Genomic DNA, 22,904 nt, shown 5'->3' on the forward strand with positions numbered 1-22,904 from the left:
GGGCGGGGTCCGGGGTGTGGTCCGGAGTCGGGTCGGTCATGGTCGTTCTCCCCCTGCGCAGTCGGTGCAGCCCGCCACGGTCACGGATGACCGGTGACGCTGTGGACGATACCTCCGGCCACGGACAGGCGTGGTCGGATCGGACAAGGCTTCGACGCCGCCTACGGCTTCTGTCGTTCCACGGGTCGCTCGTGGGCGACCTCGACGGCACCTGCCACGCATACCGCCCGAGTCCGCCACTCCAGCGCGATCCGTGGGTCGCAGCGCCCCCAAACGGCCCGTCGGGCGGCCATGATTGATCCCGGCCCTCTGGGGGGAGGTCCACCACGCGTCGAGGGGACTCGGGTCGTGCCCGGGTGGGTCCAGCGACCCGAGCAGATCGATCAAGGAGGACAGGGTGCCGAACACCCAGACGGTGACCGAGTTCCTGTCGGCACGGATCGCCGAGGAGCGCGAGCGCGCCGAGGGCGCCAAGTGGGCCATGGGCCCGTCGTGGTTCGTCGCCGACCCGGCCAGCCGGGTGGACACCTACGTCGCGTCCCTGGGCCCCGACCGCACCCTGGCCGACCTTGCCGCCAAGCAGTGGCTCGTCGACCGGGTGCGCGTGCTCGACGACGGCACGGCCGACCAGCGCCGCGCCGGCATGAAGGACGAGGCGGAGTACGCCTGTCTCATCTTCGCCGCGGCCTACGCAGACCATCCGGACTACCGCGCCGAGTGGCGCCCCTGACCGAGACGCGCACGGTCCGGCGCCGGTGCGAGTGGTGCTGCCGGTGCTGGAGATGCCACGGGGCCGACGAGGTCATCGCGCGTATGCTGGCCCGGATCGAGGCGCGGACGGCAGTGACCGGCCCGCGCGAGGCGCGCAGGTCGCAGTGAGCAGGTCGGGAGGACCCAGTGCGGATGAGCCACTTCTGGACCCTCATGGACGACGAGTTCGGCCCGGCGTATGCCGGCTCGCTCGCTCGCGACCATGTGCTCGGCACGCTGCAGCAGCGTACGGCGCTGCAGGCCATCGCCGACGGGGTGCCACCGCGTGAGGTGTGGGAGGCGCTCTGCGACGACATGGACGTGCCGCCCGAGCGCCGGCTGGGCCGCGACGACCGGGTGGCCCGGGGCGCGCAGGGCGGGTCGGCGCGCTAGCCGGTCCCGGGGTGCGGCGTGTCGCTCCCATGTCGAACACCTGTTCGGTAGTGTCGTCCACAGGTCCTGCGCCATCACCCGCATCATCCACAGGCCGTCTCGTGGTTCACCTCGATGTCGGCGCCGGCACCTAACGTCTGACCCGACAGCACATCTCACGACGAGGCCGTGCGCGGGTCGAAGGTAGACGACCACCGCGCAGACGGCAGACAGGTGACCACGACATGGCAGCCATGCAGGAAAAGGACAAGGACAAGGCCCTCTCCTCGGTGATGGGTCAGATCGAGAAGAGCTACGGCAAGGGTGCCGTGATGCGTCTGGGCGACGACGTTCGGGCACCGATCGAGGTGATCCCCACCGGGTCGATCGCCCTCGACGTCGCCCTCGGCATCGGTGGCCTGCCGCGGGGGCGCGTCGTCGAGATCTACGGTCCGGAGTCCTCGGGCAAGACGACGGTCGCCCTCCACGCCGTCGCCAACGCGCAGAAGGCCGGCGGCATCGCGGCGTTCATCGACGCCGAGCACGCCCTCGACCCCGACTACGCCAAGAAGCTCGGTGTCGACACCGACGCCCTGCTCGTCTCCCAGCCCGACACGGGGGAGCAGGCACTCGAGATCGCCGACATGCTGATCCGCTCCGGCGCGATCGACATCATCGTCATCGACTCCGTCGCCGCACTCGTGCCGCGCGCCGAGATCGAGGGCGAGATGGGCGACAGCCACGTCGGCCTCCAGGCCCGGCTCATGAGCCAGGCCCTGCGCAAGCTGACCGGCGCCCTCAACAACACGGGCACGACGGCGATCTTCATCAACCAGCTCCGCGAGAAGATCGGCGTGATGTTCGGCTCTCCCGAGACGACGACCGGTGGCAAGGCGCTGAAGTTCTACGCGTCCGTGCGTCTCGACGTGCGCCGCATCGAGACCCTCAAGGACGGCACCGAGCCGGTCGGCAACCGCACCCGCGTCAAGGTCGTCAAGAACAAGGTCTCCCCGCCCTTCAAGCAGGCCGAGTTCGACATCCTCTACGGCCACGGCATCTCGCGCGAGGGCGGCATCATCGACATGGGCGTCGAGCACGGCTTCGTCCGCAAGGCCGGCGCCTGGTACACCTACGACGGCGACCAGCTCGGTCAGGGCAAGGAGAACGCCCGCAACTTCCTCAAGGACAATCCCGACCTCGCCGACGAGATCGAGAAGAAGGTCAAGGAGAAGCTCGGCGTCGGGCCGCGAGTCGACCAGCCCGCCGAGGTCTCGGACGTGCCCGTCGACTTCTGACCATGACGGGTGACGACCGCGACGGCCAGCCGGCACGGGCCGCCTCGAGCTCGGATCGCGACCGTGAGGACCGCCTGTCCCGGGCCGCCGCCGCCCTCGCAGCAGCTGAGGGGATGGTGGCGGCCGCCGGGCCCGGTCCGCGTCGGGCCGGAGGTCGCGATGCAGGGTCTGTCGCACCGCCCCCTGACGACCCGGCCGCGCAGAGCCCCGAGGCCGATCCGGAGTCGGTGGCCCGCGCCATCGTGCTGCGCCAGCTGAGCATGGCTCCTCGGAGCCGTGCTCAGCTCGAGCGGAAGCTGCGTCAGCGCGGGTGTGACGACGACGTGGCGGCGCGGGTCCTCGACCGGATGACGCAGGTGGGCCTGGTCGACGACGAGGCCTACGCCGAGATGCTCGTGCGGGCCCGGCACGCCGGCAAGGGACTGGCCCGCCGGGCGCTGGCCCACGAGCTGCGCAAGCAGGGGATCGACCAGGACGTGGCCGAGGAGGCGCTCGGCCAGGTGGGTGCGGGTGACGAGCGGATGCGCGCTGAGCAGCTCGTGCAGAAGCGGATGCGCAGCCTGCACGGTCTGCCTGCCGAGGTGCAGACGCGCCGGCTCGCCGGCCTGCTCGCCCGCAAGGGCTACTCCAGCGAGGTGGCGTGGCCGGTCATCCGGGAGGCGGTCGGCGCCGCACCGGAGCACCAGCGCGACTGAGGGCCGGAGCATGCGAAAGGGTGGGGAGCCGAAGCTCCCCACCCTTGTGGTCTCATCGGCGTCGTGCGCCGCGAGTGCGTCTCGCCGTGGTCGCTCAGGCCTCGGCCGGCACGTTCGCGATGGCCGACACGTCGAACTCGAGCTTGACCTTCTCGCTGACGAGGACGCCACCGGTCTCGAGGGCGGCGTTGAAGGAGAGGTTCCACTCGGTGCGGTCGATCGTGACCTCACCCTCGAAGCCCACGCGCGTGTTGCCGAAGGGGTCCTTCGCCGAGCCGGTCTCCTCGAAGGGGATGGTGACGGACTTGGTCACGCCGTTGATCGTGAGGTCGCCGGTGATGTCCCACTCGGAGCCGTCGCGCTCGACGTTCGTCGAGACGAAGGTGATCTGCGGGTAGTTGGCGATGTCGAAGAAGTCGGGGGTCTTGAGGTGACCATCGCGCTGCTCGTTGCCCGTCGTGACGCTGGCGGCCTCGATGGTGACGGTGACCGAGGAGTTCGCCGGCGTGGCGGTGTCGACGTGCGCGCTGCCCTCGAACTGGTCGAAGTGGCCGCGGACCTTCGTGACCATCGCGTGGCGGGCCGAGAAGCCGATGCGGGTGTGGCTGGGGTCGAGGGTGTAGTCGCCGGTGATGTCGGCGACGGCGACGGAGGCGGCCTCGGTGACGGCCTCGTCCTTGGTGCGGTTGAACAGACCCATGATGGATTCCTTCGAGGTAGGTGATTGAACTTTCAACAACTAGGCTGGCACTGCTTCGTTGAATTGTCAAGCGATGGCGTCAACGACCTCAGCCTGCCTCGTATTCCTGAACGCCGCCTGTCGAGACCGTGACGGGCAACGGAAGCGTGGCCGCGACGCCGTACTCTTGACGGGCCATGACGACGCACCCCAGCCTCCCCAAGCCGTCCGAGTCCCCGGCGTCCGCCTCGGTCACCTCGGTCACCTCGGTCACCCCGGTCACCCCGGGCGCCTCGATGCCGCCGGCACCCAGGACCTACGACGTGCGCACCCACGGGTGCCAGATGAACGTCCACGACAGCGAGCGGCTCTCGGGCCTGCTCGAGACCGCCGGCTACGTCGAGCTCGCAGCCCTGCCCGCGGGGGAGCGGCCCGAGGTCGCCGACGTCGTCGTCTTCAACACCTGCGCCGTGCGTGAGAACGCCGACAACAAGCTCTACGGCAACCTCGGGCAGCTGCGCCAGGCCAAGCTCAAGAATCCCGACATGCAGATCGCCGTCGGTGGCTGCATGGCGCAGAAGGACCGCGGCACGATCGTCGAGCGGGCTCCGTGGGTCGACGTCGTCTTCGGCACCCACAACATCGGCTCGCTCCCGGCCCTGCTCGACCGGGCGGCCCACAACCGGCGCGCCGAGGTCGAGATCCTCGAGAGCCTCGAGGTCTTCCCCTCGACGCTGCCCACCCGACGCGACTCTGCCTACAGCGGCTGGGTCTCGATCTCCGTGGGCTGCAACAACACGTGCACCTTCTGCATCGTGCCGAGCCTTCGGGGCAAGGAGCAGGACCGCCGTCCGGGCGAGATCCTCGCCGAGATCGAGGCGCTCGTGGCGCAGGGGGTCGTCGAGGTCACGCTCCTCGGCCAGAACGTCAACACCTACGGGGTCGAGTTCGGCGACCGGCTCGCCTTCGGCAAGCTGCTCCGCGCGTGCGGCGAGATCGACGGCCTCGAGCGGGTCCGCTTCACGAGCCCCCACCCGGCAGCCTTCACCGACGACGTCATCCTCGCGATGGCCGAGACGCCCAACGTCATGCCGAGCCTGCACATGCCGCTCCAGTCCGGCTCCGACAAGGTGCTGAAGGACATGCGCCGCTCCTACCGCAGCGCGAGGTTCCTGCGCATCATCGACACCGTCCGTGAGCACATCCCGGATGCCGCGATCACGACCGACATCATCGTCGGCTTCCCCGGTGAGACCGAGGCGGACTTCCAGGGCACCCTCGACGTCGTCCGGGCGGCGCGCTTCTCCAGCGCCTTCACCTTCCAGTACTCCATCCGCCCCGGCACCCCGGCCGCGACGATGGAGCACCAGGTGCCCAAGGAGGTCGTCCAGGAGCGCTTCGAGCGCCTCATCGCCCTCCAGGAAGAGGTCAGCTGGGCCGAGAACCGCAGCCTCGAGGGCCGTGGGGTCGAGGTGCTCGTCGCCCCCTCCGAAGGGCGCAAGGACGCCGAGACGCACCGGCTCTCGGGCCGCGCACGCGACAACAGGCTCGTGCACTTCGCCGTCCCGGACGGCGCGGAGGTGCCCCGGCCGGGTGACGCCGTTACCGTCGCCGTGACCTACGGCGCGCCCCACCACCTCGTTGCCGACTCCGGCGTGCAGGGTGGGGCGTATGCCGTCCGGCGCACTCGCGGAGGCGACGCGTGGGCGGTGCTCCAGGACGCCCCCCACGGCACGGGCAAGCCTGCCGTGAGCCTCGGCATGCCGTCGGTCGGGCGCCCGGCGGTCGCACCCGTCGCACCAGCCTGCGCGGCGCCCTGACCGCGATTCGGAGGCGCTCGCGGCCTCGTGCTTGACTTGGCGCATGACCGTGCGCCCCATCGTCATCACCGGTGAGCCCGTCCTGCACCGTGCGGCCGCCCTCGTGACCGACTTCGACGACGAGCTCCGCACCCTCGTCGAGGACATGTACGAGACGAACGTCGCGGCCAACGGCGTCGGCCTCGCAGCCCCGCAGATCGGCGTCGGCCTGCGAGTCTTCATCTGGAAGATGGCCAACGACGACGGGGTGCCCGAGCAGGGTCACCTCGTCAACCCGACGGTGACGACCTCGCGCATCCCGCAGGAGCGCCCGAACCCCGACGAGGAGACCGAGGGCTGCCTCTCCGTCCCCGGCGAGGCCTTCCCGCTCAAGCGGGCCGACCGGGCCCACGTGGTCGGCCTCGACGTCGACGGCAACCGCGTCGAGTTCGACGCGACCGGGTGGTTCGCACGGTGCATGCAGCACGAGTACGACCACCTCAACGGCACGCTCTACGTCGACCGCCTCGACGACCGGCAGTCGAAGAAGGCCCGCAAGGCCGTCAAGCGCAACGGCTGGGGCAAGCCCGGGCACTCGTGGATGCCCGGGGTCGACGAGGACCCGTTCGGTCATGACGACGACACCGTCGAGGTCGCGCACGCGGACGGCCACTCGGGAGAGCTCGCCGGGTGACCGCGCCCGAGCCGGGGCCGCCGGGTCCCGGCGCCCCGGGCGAGAGCGAAGCCGCCCCGACGATCGCCGTCGTCGGCGCCACCGCCACCGGCAAGTCCGCACTGGCGCTCGACCTCGCCGAGCGGCTCGGCGCCGAGATCGTCAACGCCGACGCGATGCAGCTCTATCGGGGGATGGACATCGGCACCGCCAAGCTGCCGCTCGCCGAGCGTCGTGGCATTCCCCACCACCAGCTCGACGTCCTCGAGGTGACGCAGGAGGCGACCGTCGCCGCCTACCAGCAGGCCGCCCGGTCCGACCTCGCCTCGATCGCTGCACGCGCCAACCGCGCCGTCCTCGTCGGAGGTTCCGGCCTCTACGTCCGCGCCGCGCTGGACCGGCTCGACATCCCGCCGACCGACCCCGAGGTCCGGGAGCGACTGGAGAGGGAGGCCGAGCGCGTCGGCGGTGCAGAGCTGCACCGCCGCCTCCGCGAGAGCGATCCGGAGGCAGCCGCGCAGATCCTGCCGGGCAACGTCCGCCGCGTCGTGCGCGCCCTCGAGGTCATCGAGATCACCGGACGACCCTTCAGCGCCTCGATGCCCAGACGCGAGTTCGTCTCTCCTGCAGTCATGCTCGGCCTACGGGTGGATCGGGCGGTGCTCGACGAGCGCATCGACCGGCGGGTCGCGATCATGTGGGAGACCGGGTTGCGCGAGGAGACCGAGGGCCTGCTCGCGCGCGGCCTGCGCGACGGCGTCACCGCCTCGCGTGCCATCGGCTACAGCCAGGCCATCGCCGTCATCGACGGTGACCTCGACGAGGCGCAGGCGAGGGCCGACACCGCGCAGGCGACCCGTCGCTACGCGCGACGACAGGAGTCGTGGTTCCGCCCTGACCCCCGCATCGTCTGGCTCGACGCGACCGACGGCGACGGGGCCAGGGTGCTGGGCGAAGCCCTCCGCGTGCTGCGCGTTTCGTGACCCGCTGGCACGCGCCCACCGGGTGCGCGTCGTCATTCGGGGCCACCGGGTCCCGTGCCCACCTCATGACTTGATAAAGTGTGCAACTGAAAAGGTTCACATCGAAGGGTCGTCCCATGAGTGTGCCGCTCTACCAGGCAAAGGCCGAGTTCTTCAAGACGCTCGGCCACCCGGCTCGCATCCGGATCCTCGAGCTGCTCTCGGAGCGGGACCACGCCGTGCACGAGCTGCTCGACCGCATCGACATCGAGCCGAGCAGCCTGTCGCAGCAGCTCGCCGTCCTGCGGCGCACGTCGCTCGTCACGTCGACGCGGGTCGGGGGTGAGGTGGTCTACTCGGTCAGCGTTCCTGAGGTTCGCGACCTCCTCCTCGCCGCCCGGCGCATCCTCTCCGGCATCATCGCTGCCCAGGGCGAGCTCGAGTCCGAGCTCAGCCCGACGGCCGGCTCATGACGCTCGAGCTCGACGCGCAGGGGGTCCGGGCCTGGACGCTGCGGCAGGCGCGGCGGCTGCAGGCTCTGGCTCCGCGCAGGTCCGACTGGGCCTCGGTGCGGCTCGGGCGGGACCTGCCTGCAGGCCTCATGGTCGGCCTCGTCGCGCTGCCCCTCGCCCTCGGCTTCGGAGTGAGCTCCGGGATGGGAGCCACGGCGGGGCTCGTCACGGCCGTCGTCGCGGGCGCCGTCGCGGCGGTCTTCGGGGGCAGCCGGGTGCAGGTGAGCGGGCCGACCGGTGCGATGACCGTCGTCCTCGTCCCCATCATCGCGACGTACGGTCCGCACGGCGTCCTCGTCGTCGGGCTCATGGCCGGTGTCGTGCTCATGGCGCTCGGCTACGTGGGTGCGGGCCGCTACATCCGCTACGTGCCCGTGCCCGTCGTCGAGGGCTTCACCCTCGGGATCGCCGCGATCATCCTGCTCCAGCAGGTGCCTGCGGCCCTGGGGGTGCACGCGGATGGGGAGAAGGTGCTCGGCCAGGCGCTGGGAGCAGTCGGTGACTGGGCGTCGCACCCGGCGTGGCCCTCGCTCGTCGTCGCGGCCGCCGTCGTGGCCGGGGTGCTCGGGCTGGCGCGCCTGCGCCCGGGTCTGCCGTGGGCGCTCGTCGTCGTCGTGCTCGCGAGCGTCGCCAACTCTGTCCTCGGCCTCGGGATCGCCACCATCGGTGCGGTACCCGCCGGCCTGCCGGCCCCCTCGCTGCCGTCGATGGCAGTGTCCGACCTCAGCTCGCTCCTGCTGCCCGCCGTCGCGGTCGCGGCCCTCGCTGCGCTCGAGAGCCTGCTCTCCGCCACCGTGTCCGATGCGATGAGCGTGGGGCAACGGCACGACTCCGACCGTGAGCTCGTCGGGCAGGGTCTCGCCAACCTCGCGGCGCCGCTCTTCGGCGGCATCCCCGCCACCGCGGCCATCGCGCGCACGGCGGTCAACGTGCGAGCAGGAGCGGCGTCGAGGCTCGCCGCGCTCACGCACGCGGCCGTCCTCCTCCTCATCGTGCTCGTGGCCTCCCGGTGGGTGGCGATGATCCCCACCGCCGCCCTGGCCGGAGTTCTCGTCGCGACCGCGGTGCAGATGGTCCGGGTCTCGAGCCTCGGCGCCCTGCTGCGCTCCTCGCGGGGGGATGCACTCGTCCTCATCGGGACGGCTGCGGCGACGGTCCTGCTCGACCTCGTCATGGCCGTGCTCATCGGACTGGTCATGGCCGGCTTCTTCGTCCTCAGACAGGCCGCAGCCTCTGCCCGGCTCGAGGAGGTGCCCCTCGACGAGAGCGACCACGGCGACGAGGAGCGCGCGCTGCTCGACGAGCACATCGTCGCCTACCGCATCGACGGGCCGATCTTCTTCGGCGCCGCGCACGACTTCCTCCTCGAGCTCACCGAGGTGAGTGACGTTCGCGTCGTCGTCCTGCGCATGTCGCGAGTGACCGTCGTCGACGCCACGGGTGCCACTGTCCTCGCCGACACGATCTCGCGGCTCGAGGCACGGGGCGTCTCGGTGCTGCTCTCGGGGGTGCGCCCCCAGCACGAGCGGATCCTCCGTGAGCTCGGGGTCTACGACGGTCTGGCGCACGAGAAGCACCTCTTCGCGACGACGCCCGCCGCGATCGAGCACGCGCGCGTGCACGCGGCGCGGGTCGCCCACGATCCGGCGACGACCCCGCCCGAGACCGACCGGGTGGACCCCGCGAGCCCGGCCGGACGGCATACCGGAGAATGGCCGGCATGACGCGCTTCACCAAGGGCCACGGCACCGAGAACGACTTCATCCTCGTCGCCGACCTCGAGGGCTCGCTCGAGCTCACTCCCGCCCAGGTGCAGCGCATGGCCGACCGGCACGCGGGCATCGGCGCCGACGGCGTCATCCGTGTCGTGCGCACCCGGTTCGCCACCGACGACACGGTGCGGGCGCTCGCGCCCGAGGCGGAGTGGTTCATGGACTACCGCAACGCCGACGGCTCCCTCGCCGAGATGTGCGGCAACGGCACGCGCGTCTTCGCGGCCTTCCTGCGCCGTGAGGGGCTCGTCTTCGGCAGCTCGTTCAGCATCGCGACGCGGGCCGGGGTCAAGACCGTTCGCGTCACCGAGGAGGGGTATGCCATCGACCTGGGTCCGTGGCGCCTCGTCGACGAGGAGGGGGCGCGCCGCGACGGCTTCGACGTCATGGTGAAGCCGCGTCACGGCAAGCCGGTGCCCGCGCTCTCGCTCGACCTCGGCAACCCGCACGCTGTCGTCATGCTCCCGGAGGGCATCGCCCTCGAGAACCTCGACCTCACCGAGGCGCCCGAGCTGCACCCCGAGCCGACCGGTGGGGCCAACGTCGAGTTCGTGCGGGCGGAGGGGCCCGGTCACATCGCGATGCGCGTGCACGAGCGCGGCGTCGGCGAGACTCGGTCGTGCGGCACGGGCGCCGCGGCGGCCGCCCTCGCGACGCGCTTCTGGTCGGGTGTCGAGGACCTCTCGCCGTGGATCGTCGACGTGCCCGGAGGCCGCCTGACGGTCACCCCGCTCGCCGGCCAGCGCGTCGAGCTCGCGGGCCCGGCCGAGCTCGTGGCCGACGGGGACTTCCCGCTCTGACCGCACCCCTGGAGGCGGTGGCACGTCGGCGTCAGGCTCGGCGGACCTCGAGGATGCGGAAGGCCTTGGCCGACGACAGGCGCGTGCACCGCAGGCCCCAGTCCTGCGCGTTGATCCACTTCTGGAGCGAGTCGGAGCCGAGGTGCCTCTGCACGACGAGGTGAGCGACGCCGTCGTCGGTCAGCCGGGGAAGCCAGCGCTCGAGCAGGGCGTGCAGGGCGGCCTTGCCCACGTGGATCGGGGGGTTGGACCAGATCGTCGCGAAGCGCACGTCGCCCGGCACCTCGTCCGGCTCGCAGAAGGTGATCGTCTCGAGGCCCAGTGAGGCCGCGTTGGTGCGGGCGAGGTCGAGGGCCCTGCGGTTGACGTCGACCCCCCAGACCCGCGCGGCGGGGGAGCGCAGCGCGAGGGTGAGGGCGATCGGCCCCCAGCCGCAGCCGAGATCGAGCAGGTCGCCGGTGGGACTCGGATCGGGAGCGCCGGCGAGCAGGACGGCCGTGCCCGGGTCGAGCCGCTCGGGGGAGTAGACGCCCTTGGCGGTGGTCAGCGTCACGGCCTGCCCGTCGAGCTGCACGGCGATGTGGCGCCGCTCCTCGAGTGATGCGGGCTCGGCAGTGAAGTAGTGGTCGGGCTGCTCGCTCATCGGCGCCCACGCTAGCGGGCCGGACCCATCCGGGTGGCGGGCCCGCACGGCGCAGGTGCCGACCCGGGCACAAACCGGTGGCTCGTGGCGTTGGACGAGTGGGACCATAGGGAGAACATGACGACCAACCACAGCAACCGCCCCACCAGCGACATCCGTGACACGACCCGCGAGCGTGACCTGCTCGCCACCCGCGCCGACGCCTTGGGCGAGGCCCCGCACGACGGCTACGACGACCTCGACGAGACGCTGCTGCCGCTCTATGACGGCGACCAGCTCGAGCGCGAGGAGCGCGCCGCGCTGCGCCGCGTCCAGGGCCTCTCGACCGAGCTCGAGGACGTCACCGAGGTCGAGTACCGCCAGCTGCGCCTCGAGCGCGTGGTGCTCGCCGGTGTGTGGACCGAGGGCAGCGCCGACGACGCCGAGAACTCCATCCGTGAGCTCGCGGCCCTCGCCGAGACGGCCGGCTCGACCGTGCTCGAGGGCGTCGTGCAGCGTCGCCAGAAGCCCGACCCGGCGACCTGGCTCGGCAAGGGCAAGGCGCTCGAGCTGCGCGACATCGTCGTCGAGGAGGGTGCTGACACCGTCATCTGCGACGGCGAGCTGGCACCGAGCCAGCGCCGCGCCCTCGAGGACGTCGTCAAGGTCAAGGTCATCGACCGCACCGCGCTGATCCTCGACATCTTCGCCCAGCACGCCAAGAGCCGCGAGGGCCGCGCCCAGGTCGAGCTGGCGCAGCTGCAGTACCTCCTCCCGCGCCTGCGTGGCTGGGGTGAGTCGATGTCCCGACAGGCCGGTGGCCGCGTCGCCGGCGGTGAGGGCATCGGCTCGCGTGGCCCCGGTGAGACGAAGATCGAGCTCGACCGTCGCCGCATCAACACGAAGATCGCCAAGCTGCGCCGCGACATCAAGGGCATGAAGACGAGCCGCGACACGCGCCGGCACTCGCGTCACGCGGGAGGTGTGCCCTCCGTCGCCATCGCCGGCTACACCAACGCCGGCAAGAGCTCGCTGCTCAACCGCCTCACCGGCGCCGGTGTGCTCGTCGAGAACCAGCTCTTCGCCACCCTCGACCCGACGGTGCGTCGCACCGAGACCGCCGACGGCCGCGTCTACACGCTGGCCGACACCGTCGGCTTCGTCCGGAGCCTGCCGCACCAGCTCGTCGAGGCGTTCCGCTCGACGCTCGAGGAGGTCGGTGACTCCGACCTTCTCCTGCACGTCGTCGACGGGTCGCACCCCGACCCCGAGGGCCAGATCTCCGCGGTGCGCGAGGTGCTCGCGGAGGTCGGCGGTGACCAGCTCAAGGAGATCATCGTCGTCAACAAGGCCGACATCGCCGACCCGGAGGTGCTCGCCCGGCTGCGCCGGCACGAGAAGCACTGCGTCACCGTGTCGGCTCGCACCGGCGCGGGGCTCGACGAGCTGCGCGAGCTCATCGCCCGCGAGCTGCCCAAGCCCGACATCGAGGTCGAGGTGCTCGTGCCCTACGACCGCGGCGACCTCATCTCCCGGATCCACGAGGAGGGCGAGATCCTCGAGAGCGAGCACGTGGCCGACGGGACCCGGCTGCGCGCGAAGGTGACGCCGATCATCGAGGCCGACCTCGCGGCATACGCCGTCGTCGCCAGCTGACCTCGGCGTCTCCCCGACCCGAAGGGCCCCCGCCGCGGGGCCCTTCGGCTTGTCGGGGTGGTGCTGTCGGTGGCGTCGGTGAGGATGGGCTCATGCACCTCGACGGACCCTGTGGCCGCCTCCCTCCCGGACGGCGGCCATCGTGAGCGACCCCGTCTGGTTGACGACGGAGCGGCTCGTCCTGCGTCGCCCGAGGGCCGACGACCTCGACGACTACGTCCGCCTGCACACCGACCCGCGCACCTATGCGCACGCACCGGCAAGCATGCCGACGCCGGAGGGCTGCCGCGCGCGACTGTCGGCTGACCTCTCCGACTGGGAGCGTGACGAGCTGGGGTATGCCGCCGTCGTCGACCGTGCCACCGGCGAGGTCATCGGGTGGGCGGGCCTGCGGCACAGGGACTCCGATGTCTCTGCCCTGAACCTCTACTACCGCCTCGCCTTCGACCGGCTGGGCCGTGGTCTCGGGCTCGAGATCGCGCGTGCGGTCGTGGCCTGGGGGGTCGAGCACCGTCCTGCCTCGCTCGTCACGGCGATGGTCGACGAGGTCAACACGGCGTCCAGGCGCACGGCCGAGCGCTCGGGCCTCTTCGCCTGTGGCACACGGGCTCCGCGCGACGACCCCGACGGCGAGCCGATGCTCTACCTCGAGGCGCCCCGCGTCGCAGCGGTGTCCGCAGCGGCGGCCGACGCGCTGCGCGACGACGTCATCGACCTCTGGGTCCGGGTGAACGACGCCGGCGGCTCGGTCGGGTTCCTGCCGGGGGCGCCGCGCGACGAGGTCGCGGCAGCGCTCGACCGTCACCTGGGCGACGTCCGCGCCGGCCGCAGCCTGCTCTGCGTCCTGCGCGAGCCGGCAGCTCCGGTGCACGCGCCGGCGGGCTCCCGCACCGATCCCGGGGGCCCCGTGCGCGGCATCGGCCTCTGGGAGCACGCGCTCGGCTTCCCCTACGAGCACGTCGCGGGTCTGAAGCGGCTCATGGTCGAGCCGGCGATCCAGGGCCGCAACCTCGGCCGGGTCCTGCTCGCGGGCATGGTCGGCATCGCGCGACTCGAGCTGCCCCACGTCGAGCTGCTGCGCCTCGACTACCGCGATGGCCTCGGCCTCGGGGAGTTCTACGGGCGGGCCGGCTGGAGCGAGGTCGGGCGCGTTCCGCGCGGCCTCAAGCTGACCGAGAGCGACTACCGCGACGACGTGGCGATGGCCCGCCGGGTCGACGGTGCACCGCTTCGCTGAGACGGGTCAGGACAGGCCGACGATCGAGCCGTCCTCGGTGAGGTCGATGCGCTCGGCGTTGGGCGACTTCGGGAGCCCGGGCATCGTGCGCATGTCTCCGCAGATCGCGTAGACGTAGCCGGCTCCGACCGCTGCGCGCACCTCACGGACCGGGAGCCGCCAGCCGGTCGGCGCACCCTTGAGCGAGGGGCTCGAGGAGATCGACAGGTGGGTCTTGGCGATGACGACGGGCAGGGTGCCGAAGCCGAGCCGCTCGTACTCTGCGAGGGCCTTGGCAGCGGACGGGCTCACGTCGATGCCGTCGGCGCCGTAGACCTCGCGGGCGACCGTCTCGATCTTCTCCGTGAGCGGCATCTCGAGCGGGTAGAGGAAGCGGAAGTCGTTGGGCTCCTCCGCCGCCTCGGTGACGACGCGTGCGAGCTCGAGCGCGCCGGCGCCTCCGTCGGCGACATGCGTCGTGACGGCGCACCGCACCCCGAGCTCGTCGCACAGCTGCTGGATGACCGCGTGCTCGGAGTCGAAGTCGGTCGGGAAGGCGTTGATCGCGACGACGGGCGCGATACCGAAGCGCTGGATGATCTCGATGTGCTTGCGCAGGTTGGGCAGCCCCGAGCGCACGTCGTCGGGACTCTCGGCGAGCAGACCCTCGGGCAGCGGCTTGCCGGGCTTGATCACCCAGCGTCCGGAGTGCGCCTTGAGGGCGCGCACCGTGGCGACGAGCACCGCGGCGTCGGGCACGAGCCCGCTGACCCGGCACTTGACGTTGAAGAAGCGCTCGGCGCCCATGTCGGCGCCGAAGCCGGCCTCGGTGATGACGTAGTCGCTGCCGCGCACGCCCACGAGGTCGGCGATCACCGAGGAGGTGCCGGTCGCGATGTTGCCGAAGGGCCCGCAGTGGATGATGGCCGGCCCCCCCTCGAGGGTCTGGAGGAGGTTGGGCTTGAGGGCGTCGCGCAGGATGACCGACATCGCGCCCGCGGCCTGCAGGTCGTCGGCCGTCACGCTCTTGCCCTCGACGGTGTAGGCGACGACGATCCGCCCCAGCCTCAGCCGCAGGTCCTCGAGCGAGGTGGCGAGCGTGAGCAGCACCATGACCTCACTGGCCGCCGTGATGTCGAAGCCGGTCTGGCGCACGAGACCGTCCTCGCGGGCACCGATGCCGACGATGACGGTGCGCAGCGCCCGGTCGTTGACGTCGAGGACGCGGCGCCAGGTGATGTTGCGGACGTCGATGCCGAGCTTGTTGCCGTGGTGCAGGTGGTTGTCGATCATCGCCGAGAGCAGGTTGTGCGCGGCCGTCACGGCGTGGAAGTCGCCGGTCAGGTGCAGGTTGAGGCGCTCCATCGGCACGACCTGGCTGTAGCCCCCGCCCGCCGCGCCGCCCTTGATGCCGAAGGTCGGGCCCATCGACGGCTGCCGGAGGGCGACGACCGCGCGCTTGTCGAGGCGCCCGAGCGCCTGCGCGAGACCCACCGACGTCGTCGTCTTGCCCTCCCCGAGAGGCGTCGGAGTGATCGCCGTGACGACGACGTACTTCGCCCGGTGGCCCGCGTCCGGCTCGTCGAGGACCGCGAGGTCGATCTTCGCGACGTCACGCCCCCAGGGCTCGAGCTGGTCCTCGGTCAGTCCGAGGTCGGACCCGACGTCGACGAGCGGACGCAGGGTCGCCGCGTGCGCGATCTCGAGGTCGGTGGGCAGCGATGCACTCATGGGTCGATACAACTCCCGGATCTGCGCTCACACAACAGAATCGCCGCAATGACGAGTGTGATGTCGAGCCCAGTCGGGACGATCGACGGCGCGCTCCGCCGGTCCCGAGGCGGCAGGCACCGGCGCCCGGCCCGTGCGCGGGTCCACAGGGTGGGGGTCCACGGGGGCGGAGCGAAGGCGCGTCGGCATACCCTGATCCAATGCCCCAGCGACCCGTGCTCGACGACCTCCTCCACGCCGCGGTGTCGGGGGTCGGGGGCGCCGAGCGGCCCGGCCAGGTCGAGATGGCGCGGGCCGTCGCCCGCTCGATCGACGCGCGCGAGCACCTGCTCGTGCAGGCGGGCACGGGCACCGGCAAGTCGCTCGCCTACCTCGTGCCGGCCGTGGCTCACGCGTTCGAGGCGGGCAAGCCCGCTGTCGTCGCGACCGCCACGCTCGCGCTGCAGGCCCAGATCGTCGACCGCGACATGCCCCGCGTCGCCGACGCCCTCGCACCCGTGCTCGGACGTCGCCCGACCTACGCGCTCGTCAAGGGTCGGCGCAACTACGTGTGCCTCAACAAGCTCGAGGGCGGCTTCCCCGACGACGAGGAGGGGCTCTTCGGCGTCGGTCAGGTCGACGCCGCGGTGGGACGGCTCGGCCAGGAGGTCGTCCGACTGCGCGAGTGGGCCTCGAGCACGGACTCCGGTGACCGTGACGAGCTCGTCCCCGGCGTCTCGGAGCGAGCCTGGCGGCAGGTGTCGGTATCGGCGCACGAGTGCATGGGCGGCAAGTGCCCGCTCGTCGCCGAGTGCTTCGTCGAGCGGGCGCGCGAGGCCGCCAAGGACGTCGACGTCATCGTCACCAACCACTCCTTCATGGCCATCGACTCCTTCGAGGGCCGCCAGATGCTGCCCGAGCACGACGTGCTCGTCGTCGACGAGGCCCACGAGCTCGTCGACCGCGTGACCGCGACCATCACCGACGAGCTCACCGGCGCCATGGTCATGACGGCCGCCCGCAAGGCGGGTCGCATGTCCGAGAACGGCCCGGCGCTCGAGGAGGCGGGAGAGCTGCTCGCGGCAGCCCTCGAGCCGCTCGAGGAGGGCCGGATGCTCGGCGTGCCCGACTCGGTGGGACTCGCACTCGCTCGCGTGCGCGACACGGCGCGCACGGTGCAGAGCGACCTCAAGCCGCCGCCCGGGCAGGAGGCCGACGGGGCGCGCCAGGTCGCCCGCGCCGCCGTCGACGAGGTGCAGGAGAACGCCGAGCGCATCCTCGAGGAGCGCGAGCTCGACGTCGTCTGGCTGAATCGCGACCAGCGCCGCGGCCCGGTCCTGCGCGTCGCCCCGATGAGTGTCGCGATGCTCGTGCGCGACAAGGTCTTCGAGGGCCGCACGGTCGTGCTGACGTCGGCGACCCTCGAGCTCGGCGGCACCTTCGATGCCGTCGCCGGCACCATCGGCCTGCGGGGCGAGGGCGCTCCGGCGTGGCAGGGGCTCGACGTCGGCAGCCCGTTCGACTACCCGAAGCAGGCCATCGCCTACGTCGCCGCCCACCTGCCGCCTCCGGGTCGCGACGGCGCCGGCGACGACACGCTCGACGAGATCGAGGCGCTGGTCCGGGCCGCCGGCGGACGCACCCTGGGGCTCTTCTCCTCGATGCGTGCGGCGCAGACGGCCGCCGAGGTCATGAGGGCCCGGTTCGGCGACGACATCCCGGTCCTCTGCCAGGGCGAGGACCAGATCACGACCCTCGTGCGCCAGTTCGCCCGTGACCCGCGCACGTGCCTCTTCGGCACGCTGACCCTGTGGCAGGGCGTCGACGTGCCGGGGTCCTCGTGCCAGCTCGTCATCATCGACCGCATCCCGTTCCCGCGCCCCGATGACCCGCTGGCGTCCGCCCGCTCGCAGGCGATCGCCCGCATGGGCGGCAACGGCTTCATGGCCGTGTCGGCGACCCACGCGGCGCTGCGCCTCGCTCAAGGGGCGGGTCGACTCGTGCGGCGGGCCGACGACCGCGGGGTCGTCGCCTTCCTCGACTCCCGGATGATGACGGCCCGGTATGCCGGCTTCCTCCAGCGCTCGCTGCCGCCCTTCTATCCCACGACCGACACGGCGATGGTGCTCGCCGCCCTCGCTCGCCTCGACGCCACCGCACCACCGCCGGTGGCCGTCGAGGAGCCCGCACTGCGGTCACTGACCGGAGCGCGCGCCGACGCCGACGGCACCGAGCACCCGCGGCCCGTCGCGGGCCCGCCGCCCGTCGCCGAGTCGTCTCGCAGCGCCGTCACGTCCGGGCACGCGTGGACCGACGAGCAGGACGAGGAGCTGCGCGATGCGGCCGAGTCCGGCATGCAGCTGGAGGAGCTCGTCGACCACTTCGAGCTGAGCGAGGAGACCATCGCAGCCCGCCTCGAGCAGCTCGACCTCAACCTCGCCTCCGGGGCCCTCTTCGACTGAGCACGCCAGGGACACACCGCGGGTGGCGGCAGTGGTCGGGGTGTCGGGGGCGCGTGGCAGGGTGTTGCCATGACCGACCCGGCCGCATCCTCGCTCGTGCTCGTCACCGGACCCGAGGAGTTCCTCGTCGAGCGCGCCGTCTCCGGGGTCGTCGCGAGCGCCCGCGCGGCCGAGCCCGACCTCGAGGTCATCCGTCTCGAGCCGAGCACCTACGAGGCAGGCGCCCTGCAGATGCACGCGAGCCCGTCGCTCTTCGGTGGCGTCAAGGCGATCGTCGTCACCGGCGTGCACGAGGCGCCCGAGGAGATGCAGGCCGACCTGCTGACGCTCGTCGCGACCCCCGACCCCGACCTGCTGCTCGTCGTCGCGCACGGCGGCGGCATGCGCGGCAAGAAGGTCCTCGACACGATGAAGAAGTCGGGTGCACGCGTCATCGACTGCCCGGCGGTCAAGACCGACCGCGACAAGACCGACTTCGTCATGAAGGAGTTCGCGGCCGCCCACCGCAAGATCACGAGCGAGGGCGTGCGCGCCCTCGTCGAGGCGGTCGGCAAGGACCTCCGCGAGCTCGCGAGCGCCTGCTCGCAGCTCGTCTCCGACACCGAGGGCACCGTCGACGACGCCGTCGTCGACACCTACCACGGCGGCAAGGTCGAGGCGACCGGCTTCCGGGTCGCCGACGCGACCGTCGCCGGCCAGGCCGGCGAGGCGTTGCGGCTGCTCCGGCACGCGATCGCCTCTGGGGTCGACCCCGTGCCGATCGTCGCGGTCATCGCCTCGCAGCTGCGCCAGCTCGTCAAGGTCGGCTCAGCCGGGCGGGGCAGCTCGGCCCAGCTCGCCAAGAGCCTCGGGATGGCCCCGTGGCAGGTCGACAAGGCGCGCCGGGCCGTCGGGCACTGGAGCGCCGACGGTCTCGCCGTCGCCGTGCAGGCCATCGCCGCGGCCGACCACGAGGTCAAGGGCGGGGGCCGAGACCCGGTCTATGCCGTCGAGCGCGCCATCCTCACCATCGCGCGAGCCCGCGCGGCGAGCTGACCGGGCGCGGCGGCATACGCCCGCGGGTGCCTTGACCCGGTGGCGGCGCCGGTTTGGAGGGGAGCGGAGCCACTGGTAACTTTGACCCTTGCGTGCGCGCTCTTGGTCGTGCGCGTATGCAGGCTCTACCCAGAGCGGCTCACGCAGGGTGCCCCACGCCCGGTCCCGAGCTGCTTTGCCGCCCTCTAACGGCAACCATCCGACCGAACGAAAGAAACTCTCAACGTGGCAAACATCAAGTCGCAGCTCAAGCGCATCAAGACGAACGAGAAGCGCACCGAGCGCAACAAGGCCGTCAAGAGCGAGCTCCGCACGTGGATCCGCAAGTTCCGTGAGGCCGCTGCCTCCGGTGACAAGGACGCCGCCTCCGACGCCCTGAAGGTCGCTTCGACGAAGCTCGACAAGGCTGTCTCGAAGGGCGTCATCCACGCCAACCAGGCCGCCAACAAGAAGTCGGCCATGGCGAAGAAGGCCGCGGCGCTCTGACGCGTCACGCACCAGCCCTGTTCGGGCCCGTCACCCTCGGGTGGCGGGCCCGAACTGCGTCCGGCGAGCGTGAGGCGCGCGGAGGTGTTCAGCGCCGCTGGGCGCGGGCCGCCGCGATGACGCGCTCGTAGCGGTCACGGGGGAGCACCGCACCCTCGCGGCGCACCCCCTGCGGGTCGACCCGAACGAGCCGGTTGACCCGCACCTCGCTCGGCCGGCCACGCCGGTCCCAGTCGCCCGTGCCGATGTCGACCCACTCCCGCCCCGAGCGGCGCTCCTGCTGCTCGTCGACGTCGTGGTCCCTGCTCGTCAGCGGCAGCGCGACGAGCCACTCGGCCTCGCGCCCGATGATGAGCACGGGCCGGTCCTTGCCCTGGGTGTGGTCCTCCTCGTAGGGCACCCACGTCCACACGATCTCGCCCGGGTCGGGGTTGCCGTCCGGCGCGGGGGAGTACGTCATGTCGGGCAGCGTCGTGGCATCCCCGGGGTATGCCGTCCGGTCGCCTCCGTCGGTCCGGGTGCCCTGGGTGCCCTGGGGGCCCTGGGCTCCTTGGGCTCCTTGGGCGCCCGGCGGGCTCGTTGGCCGCGAGCCCGGCCGCGAGCCCGGCCTCGATCCCGGCTTCGGGCCGCGAGCGGGCGGGGTGCGGGGGCCGCGCAGGGCGTTGCGCAGGCCCTGGAGGAGGCGGTCGAGGGCAGACATGGGAATCACCGTAACCGCGCCACCGTTACCGTTTGGGTCTGAGCCCGGGTCGACGGCGATCCATCCTGTCCGCTCCCAGTGCCCCCGGCACTGCCACGCACAGCCCCGAACCCGGAGAACCCACCGTGAGCCCCGCCGCACGACGCACGACCTTCGCCATCCTCGCCCTCGCGCTGGGCGGCTTCGCCATCGGCACGACGGAGTTCGTCACGATGGGACTGCTGCCGCAGATCGCCGAGGGCACCGGGGTCGACATCGCGACGGCCGGTCACTACGTCTCGGCCTACGCCCTCGGAGTCGTCATCGGCGCCCCGCTCATCGCCGTCATGGCGGCGAAGATGCCGCGCAAGGGACTGCTCATGGGGCTCATGGGCTTCTTCGCCGTGGCGCACATCGCGATCGCGTTTGCCGACACCTACCCGACCGTCATGGCTGCGCGCTTCCTCGCCGGAATCCCGCACGGCGCCTTCTTCGGCATCGGGTCGGTCGTCGCGGCCTCGCTCGTGTCACACCAGCGGCGCACGGCTGCGGTGGCGACGCTGCTCGGTGGCCTCGGGGTCGCCAACGTCATCGGCGTGCCCCTTGCGACCCTTCTCGGCCAGCGCTACTCGTGGCACCTGCCCTACCTCGTCGTCGGCCTCGTCGCGGTCGTGACGGTCGCCGCGATCGGCGTCTTCCTGCCCCACCAGAGCCCGAGCGGCGAGGAGTCGATGCGCTCGGAGATGCGCTCCCTCCGTCGCCTGCAGGTGTGGCTCGCCCTGCTCATCGGCGTCGTCGGCTTCGGCGGCATGTTCGCGATGTACTCCTACATCACGCCGACGATGACCGAGCTCGCCGGGCTCGACGAGAGCTACATCCCGTGGGTCCTCGCGGCATACGGCATCGGCATGGTCACCGGAATGGTCCTCAGCGGGCGCGTCGCCAACCGGGTCGGGGTGCTCAAGGGCATCATCATCGCGCTGTCGCTCGTGGGGGCCCTGCTCGCGGTCTTCGGCTGGGCCGCGCAGGTGCTGTGGCTGGCAGTCGTCATGGTCTTCGTGCTCGGGGTGCTGCCATCGATCGTCGTGCCGCTGCTCCAGACGCGCCTCATGGACGTCGCCCACGAGGGGCAGTCGCTCGCGGCTGCGCTCAACCACTCGACGCTCAACATGGCCAACGCCCTCGGGGCCTGGCTCGGCTCGCTCGTGCTCGCCGCCGGCTGGGGCTACGGCGCGCCCAGCCTCGTGGGCGCCGGCCTCGCGGTCCTCGGTGTCGGGGTGGCCGTGCTCTCAGCGGCGCTCGAGCGCCGCGCTCACGTCGCGCGTCCCGCCGCGCGGCAGGTCGAGACCGCGAACGTCTGATCGTCCGGACCCGGCGGCGTGGTCCCCGGTAGTCCTCGGTGGCCCCCGGCCCTCAGTGCCCCCGGGCCTCACGGCCCCCGGTGGACGGGATTTGGCGTGGCGGCAGCTCGCAAATAAGGTGAGGCTTGCCTAACTCACCGAGGTGGTGAGGCCAGCGAGTCCGGAGCAACTCACACCTGTCACCCGACTCGGCGGCCGATCCGCCCTGCCCTCGACCCCTGACACCGGGAGCCAGCTCGTGAACCTCCGTCGCCGACGCACCCCCCTGCTCGTCACCGCCCTCGCGGCCAGCGCCGTCCTCGCCCTCGCGGCCTGTGGCGGCTCCGCGAACCAACCCGCCTCCGGCGCGACCGGTGCCGCCGGGTCCTCGACGGGGGCAGCGGCCTCCGACGGTGACCTCGTCATCTACAGCGGCCGCAACGAGAAGCTCGTCTCGCCCCTGCTCGACCAGCTGGCGGCCGCGACCGGCGTCACGGTGAGCGTGCGCTACGCCGGCTCCAGCGAGCTCGCCGCGCAGCTGCTGGAGGAGGGCGACGCCACCAAGGCCGACCTCTTCTTCAGCCAGGATGCCGGCGCCCTCGGGGCCCTCGGCGCGGCCGGGCGGCTCGAGACCCTCGACCCGGCGGTCACCGACACGGTCGTCGACGGCTACGCCGACCCCGCCGACCTCTGGGTCGGCACCTCGGCGCGGGCCCGGGTCGTCGCCTACCACCCGGAGCAGGCTCCGGAGGCGGCGCAGATGACGACCATCGACGCGGTGCTCGACCCGAGGTACAAGGGCAAGGTGGGCTTCGCGCCGTCGAACGCCTCCTTCCATGCCTTCGTCACGGCGCTGCGCGTCACCAAGGGCGAGGATGGTGCCCGGGCGTGGCTCGAGCGCTTCCGCGCCAACGAGCCCAAGGCCTACGACAGCAACGTCGCCGTGCTCGACGGCGTCGACAAGGGCGAGGTCTCGCTCGGGCTCATCAACCACTACTACTGGTTCGAGAAGGCCGCCGAGAAGGGCGAGTCCGCCGTCACGGCGAAGATCCGCTTCCTCGGCTCGGACGACCCGGGCGCCCTCATCAACGTCGCCGGAGTCGGCGTGCTCAAGGGCACGGACCAGAAGGAGGCCGCGACCAAGGCGGTGTCCTACCTCCTTGGCCCGGAGGCGCAGAAGTACTTCGCCGAGACGACGTTCGAGTACCCCGTCGTCGACGGCACCCCCGCGCCCGCCGGTCTGCCCGCGCTCAAGGACCTGCGCAGCTCGAGTGTCGACCTCAACAAGCTCGACTCGCTCGACCGCACGCTCGCCCTCCTCGGCGAGGTGGGACTCACCTGAGCACGCGCGACGCCGGGCGGGCCCCACTCTGGCTCGTCGTCCCGTCG

General features: G+C 71.8%; 21 protein-coding genes. 17 read left to right on the forward strand and 4 right to left on the reverse strand.

Going from position 1 to position 22,904, the window contains the following annotated elements; translation table 11 throughout:
* Nucleotides 1-397: 397 nt before the first annotated feature.
* The 4 genes from FBY41_RS13810 to FBY41_RS13825 all read left to right on the forward strand — a co-directional run bounded on the left by FBY41_RS13810 (nucleotide 398) and on the right by FBY41_RS13825 (nucleotide 3,112).
* Nucleotides 398-730 (forward strand): DUF6221 family protein, encoded by a 333-nt coding sequence (locus tag FBY41_RS13810; protein ID WP_141844786.1) that lies wholly within the window; start codon nucleotides 398-400, stop codon nucleotides 728-730.
* A gap of 167 nt (nucleotides 731-897) precedes the next feature.
* Entirely contained in the window at nucleotides 898-1,143 is a 246-nt protein-coding gene (locus FBY41_RS13815; protein ID WP_446496951.1) for a DUF3046 domain-containing protein, read from the forward strand.
* Between the two features lie 233 nt (nucleotides 1,144-1,376).
* The gene (recA, locus tag FBY41_RS13820; protein WP_260439811.1) at nucleotides 1,377-2,417 is read left to right on the forward strand and encodes a recombinase RecA; all 1,041 of its coding nucleotides are present in this window, start codon (nucleotides 1,377-1,379) and stop codon (nucleotides 2,415-2,417) included.
* A gap of 2 nt (nucleotides 2,418-2,419) precedes the next feature.
* Entirely contained in the window at nucleotides 2,420-3,112 is a 693-nt protein-coding gene (locus FBY41_RS13825) for a regulatory protein RecX (protein ID WP_260439766.1), read from the forward strand.
* A 94-nt stretch (nucleotides 3,113-3,206) separates the two neighbouring features.
* Here FBY41_RS13825 and FBY41_RS13830 read toward each other — a convergent pair whose 3' ends face one another.
* Nucleotides 3,207-3,812: a YceI family protein gene (locus FBY41_RS13830; RefSeq protein ID WP_141844789.1), complete on the reverse strand. Its 606-nt coding sequence runs from the start codon at nucleotides 3,810-3,812 to the stop codon at nucleotides 3,207-3,209.
* A 275-nt stretch (nucleotides 3,813-4,087) separates the two neighbouring features.
* Between FBY41_RS13830 and miaB the strand changes: the two genes are divergently transcribed.
* The 6 genes from miaB (at nucleotide 4,088) to dapF (ending at nucleotide 10,309) form a co-directional block, all read left to right on the forward strand.
* Nucleotides 4,088-5,611, forward strand: a complete 1,524-nt coding sequence (gene miaB / locus FBY41_RS13840) for a tRNA (N6-isopentenyl adenosine(37)-C2)-methylthiotransferase MiaB (RefSeq protein WP_141844791.1) — start codon at nucleotides 4,088-4,090, stop codon at nucleotides 5,609-5,611.
* Between the two features lie 43 nt (nucleotides 5,612-5,654).
* Entirely contained in the window at nucleotides 5,655-6,284 is a 630-nt protein-coding gene (gene def / locus FBY41_RS13845) for a peptide deformylase (protein WP_141844792.1), read from the forward strand.
* A complete protein-coding gene (gene miaA / locus FBY41_RS13850; RefSeq protein ID WP_141844793.1) occupies nucleotides 6,281-7,246 on the forward strand; it encodes a tRNA (adenosine(37)-N6)-dimethylallyltransferase MiaA in 966 nt (321 codons plus the stop codon). The genes def and miaA overlap by 4 nt, the downstream gene beginning before the upstream one ends.
* A gap of 116 nt (nucleotides 7,247-7,362) precedes the next feature.
* Complete coding sequence (locus FBY41_RS13855) at nucleotides 7,363-7,698, forward strand: ArsR/SmtB family transcription factor (protein ID WP_141819491.1); 336 nt, start codon at nucleotides 7,363-7,365, stop codon at nucleotides 7,696-7,698.
* Entirely contained in the window at nucleotides 7,695-9,461 is a 1,767-nt protein-coding gene (locus tag FBY41_RS13860; protein WP_141844794.1) for a SulP family inorganic anion transporter, read from the forward strand. Before FBY41_RS13855 ends, FBY41_RS13860 begins: the two co-directional genes overlap by 4 nt.
* On the forward strand, nucleotides 9,458-10,309 hold the full coding sequence (dapF, locus tag FBY41_RS13865) for a diaminopimelate epimerase (RefSeq protein ID WP_141844795.1): 852 nt from the start codon (nucleotides 9,458-9,460) through the stop codon (nucleotides 10,307-10,309). Before FBY41_RS13860 ends, dapF begins: the two co-directional genes overlap by 4 nt.
* Before the next feature lie 31 nt (nucleotides 10,310-10,340).
* Here dapF and FBY41_RS13870 read toward each other — a convergent pair whose 3' ends face one another.
* Nucleotides 10,341-10,952: a class I SAM-dependent methyltransferase gene (locus FBY41_RS13870; RefSeq protein ID WP_141844796.1), complete on the reverse strand. Its 612-nt coding sequence runs from the start codon at nucleotides 10,950-10,952 to the stop codon at nucleotides 10,341-10,343.
* A 117-nt stretch (nucleotides 10,953-11,069) separates the two neighbouring features.
* Between FBY41_RS13870 and hflX the strand changes: the two genes are divergently transcribed.
* Both hflX and FBY41_RS13880 read left to right on the forward strand, forming a co-directional pair.
* Nucleotides 11,070-12,587, forward strand: coding sequence for a GTPase HflX (gene hflX, locus FBY41_RS13875; RefSeq protein ID WP_141844797.1), 1,518 nt, complete (start codon nucleotides 11,070-11,072; stop codon nucleotides 12,585-12,587).
* 142 nt (nucleotides 12,588-12,729) lie between these two features.
* Complete coding sequence (locus tag FBY41_RS13880) at nucleotides 12,730-13,824, forward strand: GNAT family N-acetyltransferase (RefSeq protein ID WP_141844798.1); 1,095 nt, start codon at nucleotides 12,730-12,732, stop codon at nucleotides 13,822-13,824.
* A gap of 6 nt (nucleotides 13,825-13,830) precedes the next feature.
* Here the strand turns inward: FBY41_RS13880 and FBY41_RS13885 are convergent, their stop codons facing one another.
* Nucleotides 13,831-15,534, reverse strand: coding sequence for a formate--tetrahydrofolate ligase (locus FBY41_RS13885; protein ID WP_141844799.1), 1,704 nt, complete (start codon nucleotides 15,532-15,534; stop codon nucleotides 13,831-13,833).
* Between the two features lie 200 nt (nucleotides 15,535-15,734).
* Here FBY41_RS13885 and FBY41_RS13890 point away from each other — a divergent pair, with 200 nt between their 5' ends.
* From FBY41_RS13890 to rpsT, 3 genes are all read left to right on the forward strand, one after another.
* Nucleotides 15,735-17,975: an ATP-dependent DNA helicase gene (locus FBY41_RS13890; RefSeq protein WP_141844800.1), complete on the forward strand. Its 2,241-nt coding sequence runs from the start codon at nucleotides 15,735-15,737 to the stop codon at nucleotides 17,973-17,975.
* A 69-nt stretch (nucleotides 17,976-18,044) separates the two neighbouring features.
* Nucleotides 18,045-19,010: a DNA polymerase III subunit delta gene (gene holA / locus FBY41_RS13895; protein ID WP_141844801.1), complete on the forward strand. Its 966-nt coding sequence runs from the start codon at nucleotides 18,045-18,047 to the stop codon at nucleotides 19,008-19,010.
* A 225-nt stretch (nucleotides 19,011-19,235) separates the two neighbouring features.
* Nucleotides 19,236-19,496 (forward strand): 30S ribosomal protein S20, encoded by a 261-nt coding sequence (rpsT, locus tag FBY41_RS13900; protein ID WP_141844802.1) that lies wholly within the window; start codon nucleotides 19,236-19,238, stop codon nucleotides 19,494-19,496.
* Between the two features lie 88 nt (nucleotides 19,497-19,584).
* Here the strand turns inward: rpsT and FBY41_RS13905 are convergent, their stop codons facing one another.
* Nucleotides 19,585-20,196 carry a type II toxin-antitoxin system PemK/MazF family toxin gene (locus FBY41_RS13905; protein WP_141844803.1) on the reverse strand — a complete coding sequence of 204 codons (612 nt, stop codon included), beginning with the start codon at nucleotides 20,194-20,196 and terminating at the stop codon, nucleotides 19,585-19,587.
* 125 nt (nucleotides 20,197-20,321) lie between these two features.
* Between FBY41_RS13905 and FBY41_RS13910 the strand changes: the two genes are divergently transcribed.
* Nucleotides 20,322-21,536, forward strand: coding sequence for an MFS transporter (locus tag FBY41_RS13910; RefSeq protein WP_141844804.1), 1,215 nt, complete (start codon nucleotides 20,322-20,324; stop codon nucleotides 21,534-21,536).
* Nucleotides 21,537-21,774: 238 nt separating this feature from the next.
* Nucleotides 21,775-22,857 carry an extracellular solute-binding protein gene (locus tag FBY41_RS13915; protein WP_141844805.1) on the forward strand — a complete coding sequence of 361 codons (1,083 nt, stop codon included), beginning with the start codon at nucleotides 21,775-21,777 and terminating at the stop codon, nucleotides 22,855-22,857.
* The last annotated feature ends 47 nt before the right edge of the window (nucleotides 22,858-22,904 follow it).

The sequence above is a fragment of the Humibacillus xanthopallidus genome (assembly GCF_006716675.1).
Taxonomy (GTDB): domain Bacteria; phylum Actinomycetota; class Actinomycetes; order Actinomycetales; family Dermatophilaceae; genus Humibacillus; species Humibacillus xanthopallidus_B.

Coding starts and splice junctions, on each gene's coding strand:
- FBY41_RS13825 (WP_260439766.1), top strand. CDS start 2,420: ATGACGGGTGACGACCGCGACGGCCAGCCGGCACGGGCCGCCTCGAGC.
- def (WP_141844792.1), top strand. CDS start 5,655: ATGACCGTGCGCCCCATCGTCATCACCGGTGAGCCCGTCCTGCACCGT.
- FBY41_RS13885 (WP_141844799.1), bottom strand. CDS start 15,534: ATGAGTGCATCGCTGCCCACCGACCTCGAGATCGCGCACGCGGCGACC.
- miaB (WP_141844791.1), top strand. CDS start 4,088: ATGCCGCCGGCACCCAGGACCTACGACGTGCGCACCCACGGGTGCCAG.
- holA (WP_141844801.1), top strand. CDS start 18,045: ATGACCGACCCGGCCGCATCCTCGCTCGTGCTCGTCACCGGACCCGAG.
- dapF (WP_141844795.1), top strand. CDS start 9,458: ATGACGCGCTTCACCAAGGGCCACGGCACCGAGAACGACTTCATCCTC.
- FBY41_RS13860 (WP_141844794.1), top strand. CDS start 7,695: ATGACGCTCGAGCTCGACGCGCAGGGGGTCCGGGCCTGGACGCTGCGG.
- recA (WP_260439811.1), top strand. CDS start 1,377: ATGCAGGAAAAGGACAAGGACAAGGCCCTCTCCTCGGTGATGGGTCAG.
- hflX (WP_141844797.1), top strand. CDS start 11,070: ATGACGACCAACCACAGCAACCGCCCCACCAGCGACATCCGTGACACG.
- FBY41_RS13855 (WP_141819491.1), top strand. CDS start 7,363: ATGAGTGTGCCGCTCTACCAGGCAAAGGCCGAGTTCTTCAAGACGCTC.
- FBY41_RS13870 (WP_141844796.1), bottom strand. CDS start 10,952: ATGAGCGAGCAGCCCGACCACTACTTCACTGCCGAGCCCGCATCACTC.
- FBY41_RS13905 (WP_141844803.1), bottom strand. CDS start 20,196: ATGTCTGCCCTCGACCGCCTCCTCCAGGGCCTGCGCAACGCCCTGCGC.
- FBY41_RS13830 (WP_141844789.1), bottom strand. CDS start 3,812: ATGGGTCTGTTCAACCGCACCAAGGACGAGGCCGTCACCGAGGCCGCC.
- FBY41_RS13890 (WP_141844800.1), top strand. CDS start 15,735: ATGCCCCAGCGACCCGTGCTCGACGACCTCCTCCACGCCGCGGTGTCG.